At 55.8% G+C, this 15,845-nt stretch carries 16 protein-coding genes; 11 read left to right on the top strand and 5 right to left on the bottom strand.

The window, feature by feature from the left end; genetic code table 11:
• Window positions 1–3: 3 nt before the first annotated feature.
• From HWQ15_RS06250 to trpS, 10 genes are all read left to right on the top strand, one after another.
• Window positions 4–456 carry a hypothetical protein gene (locus tag HWQ15_RS06250; RefSeq protein ID WP_023298776.1) on the top strand — a complete coding sequence of 151 codons (453 nt, stop codon included), beginning with the start codon at window positions 4–6 and terminating at the stop codon, window positions 454–456.
• Entirely contained in the window at window positions 446–850 is a 405-nt protein-coding gene (locus tag HWQ15_RS06245) for a HofP DNA utilization family protein (protein ID WP_063149291.1), read from the top strand. Before HWQ15_RS06250 ends, HWQ15_RS06245 begins: the two co-directional genes overlap by 11 nt.
• The gene (gene hofQ / locus HWQ15_RS06240) at window positions 762–2,000 is read left to right on the top strand and encodes a DNA uptake porin HofQ (protein ID WP_045308978.1); all 1,239 of its coding nucleotides are present in this window, start codon (window positions 762–764) and stop codon (window positions 1,998–2,000) included. The genes HWQ15_RS06245 and hofQ overlap by 89 nt, the downstream gene beginning before the upstream one ends.
• 286 nt (window positions 2,001–2,286) lie before the next feature.
• A complete protein-coding gene (gene aroK, locus HWQ15_RS06235) occupies window positions 2,287–2,808 on the top strand; it encodes a shikimate kinase AroK (RefSeq protein WP_003861630.1) in 522 nt (173 codons plus the stop codon).
• Window positions 2,809–2,865: 57 nt separating this feature from the next.
• Complete coding sequence (aroB, locus tag HWQ15_RS06230) at window positions 2,866–3,954, top strand: 3-dehydroquinate synthase (RefSeq protein WP_038416842.1); 1,089 nt, start codon at window positions 2,866–2,868, stop codon at window positions 3,952–3,954.
• A 92-nt stretch (window positions 3,955–4,046) separates the two neighbouring features.
• On the top strand, window positions 4,047–5,345 hold the full coding sequence (damX, locus tag HWQ15_RS06225; RefSeq protein WP_063149292.1) for a cell division protein DamX: 1,299 nt from the start codon (window positions 4,047–4,049) through the stop codon (window positions 5,343–5,345).
• Window positions 5,346–5,412: 67 nt separating this feature from the next.
• A complete protein-coding gene (gene dam, locus HWQ15_RS06220) occupies window positions 5,413–6,225 on the top strand; it encodes an adenine-specific DNA-methyltransferase (RefSeq protein WP_022649620.1) in 813 nt (270 codons plus the stop codon).
• Window positions 6,226–6,264: 39 nt separating this feature from the next.
• Entirely contained in the window at window positions 6,265–6,942 is a 678-nt protein-coding gene (gene rpe, locus HWQ15_RS06215; RefSeq protein ID WP_003861634.1) for a ribulose-phosphate 3-epimerase, read from the top strand.
• Entirely contained in the window at window positions 6,935–7,696 is a 762-nt protein-coding gene (gene gph / locus HWQ15_RS06210; RefSeq protein ID WP_017384158.1) for a phosphoglycolate phosphatase, read from the top strand. Before rpe ends, gph begins: the two co-directional genes overlap by 8 nt.
• Complete coding sequence (gene trpS / locus HWQ15_RS06205) at window positions 7,689–8,693, top strand: tryptophan--tRNA ligase (protein WP_023298773.1); 1,005 nt, start codon at window positions 7,689–7,691, stop codon at window positions 8,691–8,693. Before gph ends, trpS begins: the two co-directional genes overlap by 8 nt.
• A gap of 137 nt (window positions 8,694–8,830) precedes the next feature.
• Here trpS and HWQ15_RS06200 read toward each other — a convergent pair whose 3' ends face one another.
• From HWQ15_RS06200 to tsgA, 5 genes are all read right to left on the bottom strand, one after another.
• A complete protein-coding gene (locus HWQ15_RS06200; RefSeq protein WP_003861638.1) occupies window positions 8,831–9,001 on the bottom strand; it encodes a YhfL family protein in 171 nt (56 codons plus the stop codon).
• A 146-nt stretch (window positions 9,002–9,147) separates the two neighbouring features.
• Entirely contained in the window at window positions 9,148–10,521 is a 1,374-nt protein-coding gene (gene cysG / locus HWQ15_RS06195) for a siroheme synthase CysG (RefSeq protein WP_063149293.1), read from the bottom strand.
• Window positions 10,522–10,655: 134 nt separating this feature from the next.
• Window positions 10,656–10,982 (bottom strand): nitrite reductase small subunit NirD, encoded by a 327-nt coding sequence (gene nirD, locus HWQ15_RS06190; protein WP_063149294.1) that lies wholly within the window; start codon window positions 10,980–10,982, stop codon window positions 10,656–10,658.
• Window positions 10,979–13,522: a nitrite reductase large subunit NirB gene (nirB, locus tag HWQ15_RS06185; RefSeq protein WP_022649616.1), complete on the bottom strand. Its 2,544-nt coding sequence runs from the start codon at window positions 13,520–13,522 to the stop codon at window positions 10,979–10,981. The genes nirD and nirB overlap by 4 nt, the downstream gene beginning before the upstream one ends.
• Before the next feature lie 260 nt (window positions 13,523–13,782).
• Window positions 13,783–14,967, bottom strand: a complete 1,185-nt coding sequence (gene tsgA, locus HWQ15_RS06180) for an MFS transporter TsgA (protein WP_063149295.1) — start codon at window positions 14,965–14,967, stop codon at window positions 13,783–13,785.
• A gap of 278 nt (window positions 14,968–15,245) precedes the next feature.
• On the opposite strand from tsgA, the gene ppiA reads away from it, so the two are divergent.
• A complete protein-coding gene (ppiA, locus tag HWQ15_RS06175; RefSeq protein WP_022649614.1) occupies window positions 15,246–15,818 on the top strand; it encodes a peptidylprolyl isomerase A in 573 nt (190 codons plus the stop codon).
• The last annotated feature ends 27 nt before the right edge of the window (window positions 15,819–15,845 follow it).

Below are 15,845 nucleotides of genomic sequence, written 5' to 3'. Positions count from 1 at the left end.
CCAGTGGGCATCTGGTATCAACGCTGGACAGATGCACGTCCTTCCCGGCGCGTCCTTTGCTGGTTGATCGCGTCGGGGATCGTTGCGTTTGCGATTTGGGGAGCGCTGCTCAGACCCGCTGCTCTGTGCTACGCCGATATTCAGGCGCAGGCCAGCAGTGCGAAGCGAATCAACGCCTCGCTGTGGCCAAAGGCCGGGCGGCGACCTGTGGTTACGCAAGTGAAGCCGGTGCAGCCCTTTTCTCCGCTGGCATTTCAGCGTGAGGACGCAAGGCTGGTGTACTGGAAACCGCAGCAGAGTGGGGGAGAGCTGGCGCTGGATGCCTTGTGGGGCGCAGTTCCGGCGCTCTTTTCCCGGCTGGCGCTTGAGAACGTGCGGGTGAGCGCGTTTTCCATCACCCCACAGGGAAAACAGCTACGCCTTAGCCTGCAACTGGAGATAGGTCATGCGCAGTAAAACCCGTTTGCTGATCCTGCTTTCTCCGCTTTTCCTGACCGGGATGCGGGATCCCTTCTCCGCGCCGGAAGAGCGTTGCGCAGCAGGGCAACTCAGCCAGTGGCGGTATCAGGGAGTAGTCAGCGGCAGCAGGGATATCGGCCTTATGCAGGACGGGCAGAACCGCTGGCACCGGGTAAAAACGCAGATGCGGTTACCGCCAGGCTGGCGGGTGAGTGCGATAGATACACAACAACTGACCGTTGATGTCGGCGAGATGTGCGAGCCGAAGCGATGGACATGGCAGCGAGAAGGAACGAAAAAAAGTGAAGATATGGATAGGGCTGTTACTGGCGGCACTCAGCCAGCCCCTGTGGGCCGCGACGCCAAAACCGGTCACCCTGCTGGTGGATGATGTCCCGGTGGTGCAGGTATTACAGGCGATGGTAGCGCAGGAGGATCGCAATCTGGTGGTGTCGCCGGATGTCAGCGGTTCGCTTTCGCTGAATCTAACGCGGGTGCCCTGGAGGCAGGCGCTTCAGACGGTAGTGAACAGTGCCGGGCTGGTATTGCGGGAAGAGGGCGGCATTTTTTATGTGCATACGGCGGCCTGGCAGCGGGAGCAACAGACGCGTAAAGAGCAGGAGCGGGCCCAGCGTCTGCTCGACGCTCCGCTGCTCTCTCACAGCATTCCGTTTGCTTATGCGGATGCGGCCGAATTGCAAAAAGCGGCGGAAAAGCTCTTAAGCCCGAAAGGCAGTCTCTCCGTCGACAAGCGCACCAACCGTCTCCTGGTCAGGGATAACAAGTCGGTGGTGGATATGCTCCAGCGCTGGGCAGCGCAGATGGATCTGCCCGTCGAGCAGGTAGAACTGGCGGCGCAGATTGTGACCATTAGTGAAAAAAGCCTGCGTGAACTGGGGGTGAAATGGAACCTCGCTGACGCAACGGAGGCCGGTAAGGTGGGTCAGGTCACGACGTTGGGCGCTGACCTGTCGGTGGCCAGTGCAACCACACACGTTGGGTTTAATATCGGGCGCATCAACGGCAGGATGCTGGATCTTGAGTTGTCGGCGCTTGAGCAAAAGCAGCAGGTGGATATCATCGCCAGCCCGCGGCTACTGGCGTCACACATGCAGCCGGCCAGCATCAAGCAGGGCAGCGAAATCCCGTATCAGGTTTCCAGCGGCGAAAGCGGGGCGACCTCCGTTGAGTTTAAAGAGGCGGTATTAGGCATGGAGGTCACGCCGGTGGTGCTCCCGGGCGGCCGCGTTCGACTGAAGCTGCATATCAGTGAAAATATGCCTGGCCAGGTGCTGCAACAGGCGGACGGCGAAACGCTGGCGATTGATAAGCAGGAGATCGAAACGCAGGTAGAGGTAAAAAGTGGGGAAACGCTCGCGCTGGGCGGGATCTTTTCGCAAAAGAATAAAACCGGACGCGACAGCGTGCCCGTGCTGGGCAACATTCCGTGGCTGGGTCAGTTGTTCCGCCATGACGGAAAAGATAACGAACGGCGCGAGTTAGTGGTGTTTATCACGCCACGTCTGGTCAGTATTCATTAATGGGTAACGATCCCCGCAATGATTTTGCATTCAGTTTGTTGCAGATGTTTGACGTGGGGCATGAATTAGCATACAAGGAGTACCGATTTGAGTTGGACTTACGTCTTATTTCCTTATGCGCCGGGAACGGTGATTTAATCAGTTGCCAAACAAGCCGGAGTATTGAGATAATTTTTCGTCTGACTCTCGCTCTATTGCAAATGAGGTTTCAGTTCATGTCCTGCTACGCCGGGTGTCTGCGCAGCGGGGATTACCATTAACGAATAGTCTTAGTAGTACCGAAAAAATGGCAGAGAAACGCAATATCTTTCTGGTTGGGCCTATGGGTGCCGGCAAAAGCACTATTGGGCGTCAGTTAGCTCAACAACTCAATATGGAATTTTACGATTCTGATCAAGAGATTGAGAAACGAACCGGAGCGGATGTGGGCTGGGTCTTCGACGTAGAAGGCGAAGAAGGTTTCCGTGACCGAGAAGAAAAAGTGATCAACGAACTCACGGAAAAACAGGGCATTGTGCTGGCAACAGGCGGCGGCTCTGTAAAATCTCGCGAAACCCGCAACCGTCTCTCCGCCCGTGGCGTAGTGGTCTATCTTGAGACGACCATCGAAAAACAGCTGGCACGCACGCAGCGTGATAAAAAGCGCCCGTTGTTGCAGGTTGAAACACCGCCACGTGAAGTTCTGGAAGCTTTGGCCGATGAACGCAATCCTCTGTACGAAGAGATTGCTGATGTGACCATTCGTACTGACGATCAAAGCGCTAAAGTGGTTGCAAACCAGATTATTCATATGCTGGAAAGCAACTGATTCTGGCTTTATATACACTCGCCTGCGGGTAAAAGCATTTAAGGTGGATGTCGCGTCATGGAGAGGATTACAGTTACTCTCGGGGAACGTAGTTACCCTATCACCATCGCGGCTGGTTTGTTTAACGATCCAGCTTCCTTCTTACCACTGAAAGCGGGTGATCAGGCGATGCTGGTCACCAACGAGACGCTGGCTCCGCTTTATCTCGACCGTGTACGCCACCTGCTTGAGCAGGCGGGCGTGAAGGTCGACAGTGTGATTCTGCCCGATGGCGAGCAGTACAAAAGCCTGACGGTACTGGATACCGTCTTTACCGCACTTCTGCAAAAACCGCACGGTCGTGATACAACACTGCTTGCCCTGGGCGGCGGCGTTGTGGGCGATCTGACCGGTTTTGCAGCCGCCAGCTACCAGCGCGGTGTGCGCTTTATTCAAATTCCAACCACGTTGCTCTCACAGGTCGATTCTTCTGTGGGCGGTAAAACGGCGGTTAACCATCCGCTCGGCAAAAACATGATTGGCGCGTTCTACCAGCCTGCATCGGTGGTGGTGGATCTCGACTGTCTGCAAACCTTGCCAGCGCGCGAACTGGCGTCCGGCCTTGCAGAAGTGATCAAATACGGCATTATTCTTGACGGTGAGTTCTTCACCTGGCTGGAAGAGAATATGGATGCGCTGCTGCGCCTCGATGGGCAGGCAATGGCCTACTGTATTCGCCGTTGCTGTGAGCTGAAAGCAGAAGTCGTTGCCGCAGATGAGCGTGAAACCGGCTTACGTGCTTTACTGAATCTGGGGCATACGTTTGGTCATGCGATCGAAGCCGAAATGGGCTACGGTAACTGGCTTCACGGTGAAGCTGTCGCTGCCGGAATGGTCATGGCGGCCCGTGCCTCTGAACGTCTGGGGCAGTTCAGGCCGGAAGAGACAGCACGTATCATCACGTTGCTTAAACGTGCTGGCTTGCCGGTGAATGGTCCGCAGGAAATGTCTGCGCAAGCGTACCTTCCCCACATGATGCGCGATAAAAAAGTATTGGCAGGTGAGATGCGTCTGGTACTCCCGCTTGCAATAGGGAAAAGTGAAGTGCGCGGCGGAGTGCCGCACGAAGTCGTACTTGGCGCTATTGCTGATTGTCAGCAGGCGTAACAACTAGAAAGGTCAGGCTGCTGTAACAGGTGGTCGTTTTAGCTTCAGGTAAATGCAGAGTCGTTGGCAGAAGCCTTTGAGTGGGGTGTTAAATGGATGAATTCAAACCAGAAGACGAGCTGAAACCCGATCCCAGCGATCGTCGTACTGGTCGTTCTCGTCAATCTTCAGAACGTGATAACGAGCCGCAGATCAACTTTGACGATGTCGATCTGGATGCAGACGATCGTCGCCCTTCGCGTAGCCGTAACGCGCGAAATGAGCGTGAAGACGAGGAGTATGAATCCGAAGAAGAGTTAATGGATGAACAGCCTGTTGAACGTCGTCCGCGCAAACGTAAAAAAGCGGTAGCGGCAAAACCGGCCTCCCGTCAGTACATCATGATGGGCCTTGGCGTTCTGGTTCTGGTATTGCTGATTGTCGGCATTGGTTTCGCGCTAAAAGCACCTTCTACCCATTCTACCGAGCAGACAGCGTCTGCCGAGAAGAGCATCGACCTGTCTGGTAACGATGCGAGCAACCAGGCGAATGGCGCTCAGCCAGCGCCGGGCACCACTTCCGCAGAGCAGACCGCAGGTAACACCAGCGCCGGTCAGGATATCTCTCTCCCGCCCGTCTCTGCGACCCCAACTCAGGGCCAGGCGCCTGTTACGCCGGAGGGCCAGCAGCGTGTTGAAGTTCAGGGCGATCTGAATAACGCGCTGACGCAGCCGCAGAATCAGGAGCAGGTTAACGCTGCCGTGGTGAACTCCACGCTGCCTACTGAACCTGCCACCGTTGCGCCAGTTCATGGCAGCAATGCCCAGCAGCAAACGGCGGCAACGGAAACCAAACCGCGCCAGACGCCGACTGCGCCGCGTCAGGAGCGTAAGCAGGCTGTGATTGAGCCGAAGCGTGAGACGAAACCGCAGACCGTGGCAAAAGCGCCAGAAACGAAAGCGCCAGCGCAGACAAAACCTGCGGTGAGCCAACCGGTTAAAGCGCCAACGCCTGCGGCAACCGCTGCACCTAAAGCAACGGCGACCACAACCGCGCCTGCTGCAACTGCGGCACCGGCTGCTACGCCAACCGCTAGCGCATCCAGCACCGCGGCAGGTAAAACGACGGGTAACGTGGGTTCTCTGAAATCCGCATCATCCAGCAACTACACGTTGCAGCTGAGCAGTTCGTCTAACTACGACAACCTCAACGCCTGGGCGAAGAAATCGAATCTGAAAAACTATGTGGTTTATCAGACGACCCGTAACGGACAGCCTTGGTACGTTCTGGTAAGCGGAGTTTATGCCTCAAAAGATGAAGCAAAACGTGCCGTTTCCACGCTGCCAGCCGATGTGCAGGCGAAAAACCCGTGGGCGAAGCCGATTCATCAGGTGCAGGCCGATCTGAAGTAATGTTTAAAGCGCAGGATGCTGTCGGAGCTTTCTCCACAGCCGGAGAAGGTGTAATCAGTTAGTCAGCATGAAAAAAAATCGCGCTTTTCTGAAATGGGCAGGGGGGAAATACCCCCTGCTCGACGATATTAAAAAGCACCTGCCGAAAGGCGAGTGTCTTATCGAGCCCTTCGTGGGTGCTGGATCGGTATTCCTGAATACCGATTTTTCTCGTTATATCCTGGCGGATATCAACAGCGACCTTATCAGCCTCTATAACATCGTCAAACTGCGTACCGATGAGTATGTGGAAGAGGCGCGGAAGCTGTTTACGCCAGAGAACAACAACCCGGACATTTACTATCAGTTCCGCGCTGAGTTTAATCAGAGCCAGGACCCGTTCCGTCGCGCGCTGTTGTTTCTTTATCTCAACCGCCATGGCTACAACGGTCTGTGCCGGTATAATCTGCGTGGCGAGTTTAACGTGCCGTTTGGCCGCTATAAGCGTCCCTATTTCCCGCAGGACGAGCTGTATCACTTTGCTGAAAAAGCGCAGAATGCCGAGTTCTACTGTCTCTCCTATGAAGAGTGCATGGAGCTGGCGGGCGTAAACTCGGTGGTCTACTGCGACCCGCCTTACGCGCCGCTGTCTGCCACGGCAAATTTCACCGCCTACCACACCAACAGCTTCAGCCCGGCCGAGCAGGCGCGTCTGGCTGAGATGGCGGAAAAGCTGGTCAGCAAAAGAATTCCGGTGTTAATTTCGAATCACGACACGCCTGATACGCGCGAATGGTACAAAGCCGCGAAGCATTTTCAGGTAAAAGTGCGGCGTAGCATTAGCAGCAACGGCGGCACACGTAAAAAGGTGGACGAACTTCTGGCGCTTTATCGACCCTGAGCCTTTGCCCGCCGGTAAACACATTTCAAGGAGATGCGGATGAAACAGTTTTTGATTGCCCCCTCAATTCTGTCGGCCGATTTTGCCCGCCTGGGTGAAGACACTGCCAAAGCTCTCGCGGCTGGCGCGGATGTCGTCCATTTCGACGTTATGGATAACCACTACGTTCCCAACCTGACCATCGGTCCGATGGTGCTTAAAGCGCTGCGTAACTACGGGATCACCGCGCCCATTGACGTGCATCTGATGGTGAAACCGGTTGATCGCATCGTGCCTGATTTCGCCGCGGCGGGTGCCAGCATCATCACTTTCCACCCGGAAGCCTCCGAACACGTTGACCGCACGCTACAGCTGATCAAAGAGAACGGCTGTAAGGCGGGGCTGGTCTTTAACCCGGCGACCCCGCTGAGCTATCTCGACTACGTGATGGACAAGCTGGACGTGATCCTGCTGATGTCCGTCAACCCGGGCTTTGGCGGCCAGTCGTTTATTCCTCAGACGCTCGACAAGTTGCGTGAAGTGCGCCGCCGCATTGATGAGTCTGGCTATGATATTCGTCTGGAAGTGGACGGCGGCGTGAAGGTCAATAACATCGGTGAGATTGCGGCGGCAGGGGCGGATATGTTCGTCGCAGGCTCCGCCATCTTCGATCAACCGGATTACAAAAAAGTCATTGATGAAATGCGCCGTGAACTGGCGAAGGTAAGTCATGGATAAATTGCAGGCTATTCGGGGTGTAGCATTTGACCTCGACGGCACGCTGGTCGACAGCGCGCCAGGATTAACCCGCGCCGTCGATCAGGCGCTGTATGCCCTTGAACTCCCCGTTGCGGGCGAAGAGCGCGTCGTGACGTGGATTGGTAACGGTGCAGACGTGCTGATGGAGCGCGCGCTGACCTGGGCTCGTCAGGAACGTGCCTCTCAGCGTTCTGCGCAAGGGAAACCGAGTGTTGACCACGCGGATATTCCCCAGGATGAGCAGCAGCGTATTCTGCGCAAACTGTTCGACCGTTTCTACGAAGAGACCGTCGAAGAGGGCAGCTTCCTGTTCCCGGATGTCGCTGAAACGCTGAGCGCGCTACATGCGAAAGGCATCCCGCTGGGGCTGGTGACCAACAAGCCAACACCGTTCGTTGCGCCTCTGCTGGAAGCGCTGGATATCGCGAAATACTTCTCCGTAATTGTGGGCGGCGATGACGTGCAGAATAAAAAGCCGCATCCGGAACCGCTATTGCTGGTGGCAGGAAAATTATCATTAGCGCCTGCGGAGCTGCTCTTTGTCGGGGATTCCCGCAATGATATTCTGGCTGCCAGAGCGGCAGGTTGCCCGTCTGTTGGGTTGACCTACGGCTACAACTACGGTGAAGCCATTACGTTGAGTGAGCCGGACGTTGTGTTCGACCACTTCAAAGATTTGTTGCCCGCACTCGGGCTCTCGCACAGTGAACATCAGGAATTGAATAATGACTAAGCCCATCGTTTTTAGTGGCGCACAGCCTTCAGGTGAACTGACCATTGGTAACTACATGGGTGCGTTACGTCAGTGGGTGAGCATGCAGGATGACTACCACTGCATTTACTGCATCGTGGATTTGCATGCTATCACCGCGCGTCAGGATCCCGAGAAGCTGCGCAAGGCGACGCTCGATACGCTGGCGCTGTACCTGGCGTGCGGTATCGATCCAGAGAAGAGCACCATTTTCGTTCAGTCTCACGTGCCAGAGCACGCGCAGCTGGGCTGGGCGCTGAACTGCTACACCTATTTCGGCGAGCTGAGCCGCATGACCCAGTTCAAGGATAAATCTGCGCGCTACTCTGAAAACATCAACGCCGGTCTGTTTGATTATCCGGTGCTGATGGCGGCAGATATTCTGCTGTACCAGACCAACCAGGTACCAGTGGGCGAAGATCAGAAGCAGCACCTGGAGCTGAGCCGCGATATCGCCCAGCGCTTCAATGCGCTTTACGGCGACGTGTTCAAAGTGCCTGAGCCGTTTATTCCGAAATCCGGCGCGCGCGTGATGTCGCTGCTGGAGCCGACCAAAAAGATGTCCAAGTCTGACGATAACCGCAACAACGTTATCGGCCTGCTGGAAGATCCGAAATCGGTGGTGAAAAAGCTCAAGCGTGCGGTGACCGACTCCGACGAGCCGCCAGTGGTGCGCTACGACGTGCAGAACAAAGCGGGCGTATCCAACCTGCTGGACATTCTCTCCGGTGTGACCGGACAGAGCATCCCTGAGCTGGAAAAACACTTTGAAGGCAAGATGTACGGCCACCTGAAAGGTGAAGTGGCAGACGCCGTTTCCGGCATGCTGACCGAGTTGCAGGAGCGCTATCACCGTTACCGTAACGACGAAGCTTTCCTGCAAAAAGTGATGAAAGAGGGCGCGGAAAAAGCCAGCGCGCGCGCCTCCGAAACCCTGAAAGCGGTGTACGAGGCGATTGGGTTTGTGGCGAAACCTTAAGCCGCTTTGCCGGGTGGCGCTTACGCTTACCCGGCCTACAGGACCGTGTAGGTCGGGTAAGGCGGAGCCGCCACCCGACAAAACTGACGAAACAAAAAAACCGGGAAATTCCCGGTTTTTTTACGCCTGAAAAACGCTTACTGCTGTGCCGCCGGGCCGCAACCGCCGATGATCTTCGAAATGGAGATTGCCGGATGCAGCAGGTAATCGTAGCTGCAATTATTTTTAGTATTTTGAACGTGACCGGTGCAGGCCGTCAGAGTTGTTAACAGGCCGACCAGTACGGCAGCTTTTGCCAGTTTGAACATACGCATTCCTTGTCAATAAAATCAAAAAATTGGATGTAACACGAGGGAATAAATGGAAAAGTTCCATTACGCGGGCGGTATGTTATCGACTGAGGTAAGAAGGGAGTAGTCCGCTTCAAGACTACTCCCGGGAGAGAGATTGTGCGTTAGTGGTTGGAGAACCAGTTCAGTTTTTCACGCAGTGCTACCACGCGGCCCACCACGATCAGCGCCGGGCTTTCAACCTGCTGCGCCAGCTCGCCCAGCTGCGTCAGTACGCCATCGACCACGCGCTGCGTAATGGCGGTACCGTTTTCTACCAGCGCGACCGGCATATCTGCTTCCATGCCGTGCTCCAGCAGTTTCGCCTGAATCGTGGCTGCCTGATTTAGCCCCATATAGAAGACCAACGTCTGCTTTTCAGCGGCCAGATTATGCCAGTCCAGTTCGCTGCCGGTTTTCAGGTGGCCTGTCACCAGGCGCACGCTCTGGGCATAGTCGCGATGGGTTAACGGAATGCCGGAATAGGCAGAACAGCCGGATGCCGCCGTAATGCCCGGCACCACGGAGAACGGAATGCCCGCGTTGCAGAGAGTTTCCAGCTCCTCGCCGCCGCGACCAAAGATAAACGGATCGCCCCCTTTCAAACGCACCACGCGCTTACCTTTTTGCGCTTCCCGCAGCAGGATCTGGTTGATCTCCTCCTGCGGTACGCAGTGATAACCTGCCCGTTTGCCGACGAATACGCGGTCAGCATCGCGGCGCACCAGATTCATGATGTCATCAGAGACCAGACGGTCATATACCACGATGTCCGCCTGCTGGATCTGCTGGAGACCCTTCAGCGTCAGCAAGCCCGCATCGCCGGGACCCGCGCCCACCAGTACCACTTCACCGCGATGATCCAGCGGTTCAGAGAGGAGTTGCTCGGTCGTCTCTTCAACCGCTTTGGTGTCCTGATTGGCCAACGACTGCGCCAGCCTGTCGTTGACAAAGAACTTCTCCCAGAAGCGACGGCGTTCGCCCACGGTTGCGAAGGTTTGCTTCACGCGGGAACGCAGCTGCCCGGCGTAATGGGCAATCTGACCAAGGTGTTGAGGCAGCACGGCTTCCAGTTTTTCCCGCAGCAGACGGGCAAGAACGGGCGAGCGGCCACCGGACGACACCGCAATCATCAGCGGCGAGCGGTCGATAATGGATGGCATGATAAAGCTCGCCTCTTTCGGCGCATCCACCACGTTACAGAAGATGCGGCGCGCTTCGCAGGCGTCGCTGACGCGCTGGTTAACGTCATCGTTATCCGTTGCGGCGATGGTCAGCCAGCAAGTATCCAGCAGGGATTCATCAAATTCGCCCTGCACCTGCGTGAGCATCCCTTCCTGCGCCCAGACGTCAAACTGTGGGGCGAAGGTGAGGGCGTTAACGGTCAGTCGGGCGCCCGCCTCTAACAGCAGGCGCGCCTTGCGTTCAGCCACATCGCCGCCGCCCACGAGCAGGCAGTCGCGGTTGCGTAATTGACAAAAAATCGGCAGGTGATCCACGACGTTACCTCACAGCATTCATGGCGGGGGAAGAATTGACGTCAGGATAACAGCAGGAATCGTACAGAACATACGGTTTTTCCTGCCGTTACCCATAAGGGGTCATAAGCCTTTCCTATTGAAAAGGCGAGGGGTTACGCTTTCAGCTGCACCTCGCCGTCCTTCACGCGGACGTCGTAGTGTTTGACCGAGAAGCTTTCATCTTCCATGCAGCGCCCGTCGGTTAAGCGGAAGCGCTGCTTTTTCAGCGGGCTGGCAACCCACAGTTCGCCCTGGTGCTCCGCAATCAGACCGCGGGAGAGCACGCTGGCCTCGAAGAACGGGTCGATATTGCTGATGGCAAAAACCTGTTCATCGTGGTGAGGGCGGAAAATCGCTACCTGCTCGTTGCCCAGCAGGGCACAGACGCCGGTTGCTGGCAGAATGTCGTTAATGTTGCAGATGTTTACCCACTGGCTCATGCGTTTTCCTCCACCAGCATCACCGGAATACGTTCATACGGGGTCGCTGGACGATGCTGTTCGCGCTCCGGCACCACCTGCACGTTCGGGTCGCGCTGGGTGCTGTTGATAAAGTGTTTGAAGCGCGTCTGCGCCGCTGGCGTGTTCACGGTTTCGGTCCACTCGCAGATAACCGCCTCGCGCAGGCGAGTCATCTCGGATTCCAGCTGTTCATTCAGGCCCAGCTTGTCGTCGATAATGACTGACTTCAGATAGTCGATGCCGCCTTCGAGATTATCCAGCCAGGACGCGGTACGGGTCAGCTTATCGGCGGTACGAATGTAGAACATCATGAAGCGGTCGAGGTATTTGATCAGCGTATCGCGATCGAGATCGGCAGCCAGCAGATCGGCGTGGCGAGGTTTCATCCCGCCGTTACCGCACACGTACAGGTTCCAGCCTTTCTCGGTGGCGATAATACCCACGTCTTTACCCTGTGCTTCCGCACATTCACGGGTACACCCTGAGACGCCGAACTTCATTTTGTGCGGCGTACGGATACCTTTGTAGCGGTTTTCCAGCTCGACGCCGAAGCCCACGCTGTCGCCCACTCCGTAGCGGCACCAGGTGCTGCCCACGCAGGTTTTCGCCATGCGCAGCGCCTTAGCGTATGCGTGACCGGTTTCGAAGCCCGCCTCAATCAGCTGACGCCAGATTTCCGGCAGATCATCTTTCTGCGCACCAAACAGGCCGATACGCTGGGAACCGGTGATTTTGGTGTACAGATTAAACTCACGGGCGATACGGCCCACGGCGACCAGCCCCTCAGGGGTAATTTCTCCCCCGGCAGAACGCGGGATCACCGAGTAAGTCCCGTCTTTCTGAATATTGGCCAGGAAGTTATCGTTGGTGTCCTGAAGCGGAGTGTGTTCTGGTTTGAGCACATATTCGTTCCAGCAGGACGCCAGCAGGGAACCGACGGTAGGCTTACATACTTCACAGCCGTAGCCCTGGCCGTGTTTCTCCAGCAGTTCGTCGAAGGACTTAATGCCCTCCACGCGGATCAGGTGATACAGCTCCTGGCGAGAGTAAGCGAAGTGCTCGCACAGGTTGTTGTTCACTTCAATGCCCTGTTTTGCCAGCTCGGCGTTCAGCACCTGGGTAACCAGCGGGATACAGCCGCCGCAGCCGGTCCCGGCTTTGGTTTCCGCCTTCAGCGCCGCAACGGTGTGGCAGCCTTTGTTAATGGCGGAGATCAGCATGCCTTTGGTCACGTCGAAGCAGGAGCAGATTTGCGCGCTGTCCGGCAGTTTATCCACGCCAATGGACGGCTTACCGCTGGAGGCGTGCGCCGGGAGGATCAGCGCGTCCGGGTTTTCCGGCAGCTCAATGGCGTTCAGCACCAGCTGGAGCAGGTTGCCGAAGTCGCTGGTGTCGCCCACCAGCACCGCCCCGAGCAGGGTTTTGTTGTCCTGGCTGACGATAAGACGTTTGTAGACTTCTTTGCTTTCGTCCAGATAAACATAGCTGCGGGAGTTCGGGGTGCGACCATGCGCATCGCCAATACCGCCCACGTCCACGCCCAGCAGCTTCAGCTTCGCGCTCATGTCTGCGCCGGTGAAGGCGTTTTCGCTGCCGAGGATATGGTCAACGGCGACCTGCGCCATTTTGTACCCAGGTGCAACCAGACCGTATACGCGGTTATTCCAGCTGGCGCATTCGCCGATGGCGTAGATGTCCGGATCGGAGGTCTGGCAGGTATCGTTGATCATGATCCCGCCGCGCTGCGCAACGGCCAGACCGCACTGAGTAGCCAGCTTGTCGCGCGGGCGAATGCCGGTGGAGAAGACGATGAAATCCACTTCCAGCTCGCTGCCGTCGGCAAAGCGCATGGTTTTACGCGCTTCAGTGCCTTCCTGCACGATCTCTTTGGTGTTCTTGCTGGTGTGAACCTTCACGCCCATGCTTTCGATTTTACGGCGTAACTGGTCGCCACCCATATGGTCCAGCTGCTCCGCCATCAGCATCGGGGCAAATTCGATGACGTGGGTTTCAACGCCGAGGTTTTTCAGTGCGCCTGCCGCTTCCAGACCCAGCAGACCACCGCCGACAACCGCGCCACGTTTGCTTCGACGTGCGCAGGATTCAATGGCGTTGAGGTCTTCAATGGTACGGTAAACGAAGCAATCCTGGGTTTCCGAACCTTTAATCGGCGGGATCCACGGATACGAGCCTGTCGCCATGATCAGCTTATCGTAAAAAACCGTGCGTCCGGCGCTGGAGTGGATCACTTTCTCCTGACGGTTGATGGTGATAGCGCGTTCGCCCACCAGCACTTTTACGCCATGCTTCTCGTAGAAACCTTCACGCACCAGAGAGAGTTCTTCGGCGGTATGGTGAGAGAAGTAGGAAGACAAGTGCACACGGTCGTACGCCTTGCGGGGTTCTTCACAGAACACGGTAATATCGAACTGGTTAGCATCGGCTTTATCGAGAAGATCCTCAATAAAGCGGTGGCCGACCATGCCGTTACCGATGATAGCGAGTCTGACTTTGCTCATTTTTGCCTCGATTTCTTTTCTATTACTGCCTACCTTAACGATTCAGCAGGGGCACTTATTGATGCAAATCAAATACGCCTTCACCTACCCCTTAGGGGGTATATCTATGATTTGTCAGGATTTTTATAAGTTACGGATATTGTTTGATTTTTGTGCTTGCTTGTTTTTCGCACAATTTTGGTGGGGTTTTTTACCCATCGGCGGGCAGGGCGGGTGAGCAGGGGAAAACCCCTTTGCAGTACGCAAAGGGGTTACGGCGATTAGTGGGTAGCTGTTACCGGGTTGTGTTGACGGTGACGGGTCACAAAGCCCAGCACGAAACACATGATGAACACCACGGCGTACAGACCGTTAGCGGTATGCAGCGCCGCCAGCGGGCCGCTGTGCGCCACAATTGGGCCCGTGACCACGAAGGTCAGCATGGTGCCGATGGTGCCGCAGGTCAGCACGAAGTTCACCAGTTTTGGCGAGGCCACTTTGGTCTGAAGAGAGCCAAGGGTGATGATCGAGGTATAAATCGCGCTGGAGAAGAAGCCCAGGGTCAGGATGAACCACGGCATATGCTCCGGGGAACCGTTGATGAACAGATACATCAGCACGGTTGCCAGACCCGCCAGAACGGTCAGGATCCGTTGCAGGTCGAAGAAGCGCAGGATAAAGCTAAACGCCCACATGCCGAACATGTAAGACATCCAGAAATCGCTCACCAGTTTACCCGCGTCGTTCAGACTCATGCCCAGACCTTTCGCATACTCAGGAACCCAGGAGATAAAGCCCAGCTGGCCCAGGATGTAACACAGCGCGGCGATGGAAAGGAACAGTACGCCGATACCCCATTTTTCTTTCGCAACTGGCTCAGACGTGGTCTGCGCTTTTTTGCCCAGCACCGGGAACTCGCAGCCGAAGGTGAGAATAAAGATCGCGACATAGACCAGACCAATGCAGGCGTACACCCAGTACCACTCAATGCTGCGCGCCAGAAGATACGCGGCGACCATCGGGAAAATCATCCCGGCCATGCTGAAGAAGGAGTCGGTGAACAGCAGACGCGCGCCGCGCTGGCGACCTTCATACATATGGGTGATCAGGAACGTACCGATCGACATGGTGATCCCGCTCACCAGGCCCAGCACGAACATGGCGGCAGAGAAGAGGGCGATGCTGTGGCTCAGCACCAGGCCCGCCACGGCGGCAACCATCAGCACGAAGCCGAAGCGCAGCTGGGTTTTCAGCGGCACGATTTCCATCAGCCAGGCATTAAGGAAAATAGAGATCAGGATCCCCGCGTTCAGGAAAGTGAAGGTATTGCTCATGCTGGAAACGGGCAACTGGAAATAGTCTGCGATATTTCCCATCACCATCCCGGTGACGATCACCAACGCGCCGGTCAGGGCGTAGGAGAAGAAGCTGATCCATGTGAGCTTGATGCGATTGCTGTTAGTCATGTCTGGCCTGTTAAAAGTAAAGAAAAACGCAATGACTGCGTTTGAGCGGGCAGATTTTAGTCGCGAAAGTGATCTAATTAAATCTTTTCAGAAAATATTGAGCACAATTGCAGGCTTTAACGTGATGGAGATCACATTAAATCGCGGGGTGAGCAATCGTTTGCGCGGTAATAATTGTTTCAATTTCGTAAAATTAGGTAAAAGACTGGTCTGGGGTCATACTGCTCTTTAGAATCAAGCCATTCGCTTTTTATACTGCGCTTTGTTAAGGAATTCTCATGCTCAAATCAACACTGGCGGCTGTCGCAGCTGTGTTTGCTCTTTCTGCCGTTTCCCCTGCTGCGCTGGCAGCCAAAGGAGACCCTCACGTCCTGCTGACTACCTCTGCGGGGAATATTGAGCTGGAGCTGGATAGCCAAAAAGCCCCTGTTTCTGTGAAAAACTTCCTCGACTACGTGAACAGTGGTTTTTATAACAACACCACGTTCCACCGCGTGATCCCGGGCTTTATGATTCAGGGCGGCGGTTTCAACGAGCAGATGCAGCAGAAAAAGCCTAACCCGCCAATCAAAAATGAAGCGGATAACGGCCTGTTGAACAAGCGCGGCACCATTTCTATGGCGCGTACGGCGGATAAAGACAGCGCCACCAGCCAGTTCTTCCTCAACGTGGCGGATAACGCCTTCCTGGACCACGGCCAGCGCGACTTTGGCTACGCGGTGTTCGGTAAAGTGGTGAAAGGCATGGACGTGGCGGACAAGATCTCTCAGGTTCAGACTCACGATGTCGGTCCATACCAGAATGTGCCGTCTAAGCCAGTGGTGATTCTCTCCGCGAAAGTGCTGCCGTAATCGTTCCCTCACACGGGCACATCCTGC

This window comes from Enterobacter sp. DSM 30060, assembly GCF_013375955.1.
Lineage (GTDB): Bacteria > Pseudomonadota > Gammaproteobacteria > Enterobacterales > Enterobacteriaceae > Enterobacter > Enterobacter intestinihominis.
Note: the sequence above shows the minus strand (reverse complement) of the source record. Positions and strands in the feature narration are given on the sequence as shown.

Excerpts from the sequence above, each read along its gene's own strand:
- HWQ15_RS06245 (WP_063149291.1), top strand. The coding sequence starts at position 446 with ATGCGCAGTAAAACCCGTTTGCTGATCCTGCTTTCTCCGCTTTTCCTG.
- aroK (WP_003861630.1), top strand. The coding sequence starts at position 2,287 with ATGGCAGAGAAACGCAATATCTTTCTGGTTGGGCCTATGGGTGCCGGC.
- aroB (WP_038416842.1), top strand. The coding sequence starts at position 2,866 with ATGGAGAGGATTACAGTTACTCTCGGGGAACGTAGTTACCCTATCACC.
- damX (WP_063149292.1), top strand. The coding sequence starts at position 4,047 with ATGGATGAATTCAAACCAGAAGACGAGCTGAAACCCGATCCCAGCGAT.
- dam (WP_022649620.1), top strand. The coding sequence starts at position 5,413 with ATGAAAAAAAATCGCGCTTTTCTGAAATGGGCAGGGGGGAAATACCCC.
- rpe (WP_003861634.1), top strand. The coding sequence starts at position 6,265 with ATGAAACAGTTTTTGATTGCCCCCTCAATTCTGTCGGCCGATTTTGCC.
- gph (WP_017384158.1), top strand. The coding sequence starts at position 6,935 with ATGGATAAATTGCAGGCTATTCGGGGTGTAGCATTTGACCTCGACGGC.
- trpS (WP_023298773.1), top strand. The coding sequence starts at position 7,689 with ATGACTAAGCCCATCGTTTTTAGTGGCGCACAGCCTTCAGGTGAACTG.
- HWQ15_RS06200 (WP_003861638.1), bottom strand. The coding sequence starts at position 9,001 with ATGTTCAAACTGGCAAAAGCTGCCGTACTGGTCGGCCTGTTAACAACT.
- nirD (WP_063149294.1), bottom strand. The coding sequence starts at position 10,982 with ATGAGCCAGTGGGTAAACATCTGCAACATTAACGACATTCTGCCAGCA.
- nirB (WP_022649616.1), bottom strand. The coding sequence starts at position 13,522 with ATGAGCAAAGTCAGACTCGCTATCATCGGTAACGGCATGGTCGGCCAC.
- tsgA (WP_063149295.1), bottom strand. The coding sequence starts at position 14,967 with ATGACTAACAGCAATCGCATCAAGCTCACATGGATCAGCTTCTTCTCC.
- ppiA (WP_022649614.1), top strand. The coding sequence starts at position 15,246 with ATGCTCAAATCAACACTGGCGGCTGTCGCAGCTGTGTTTGCTCTTTCT.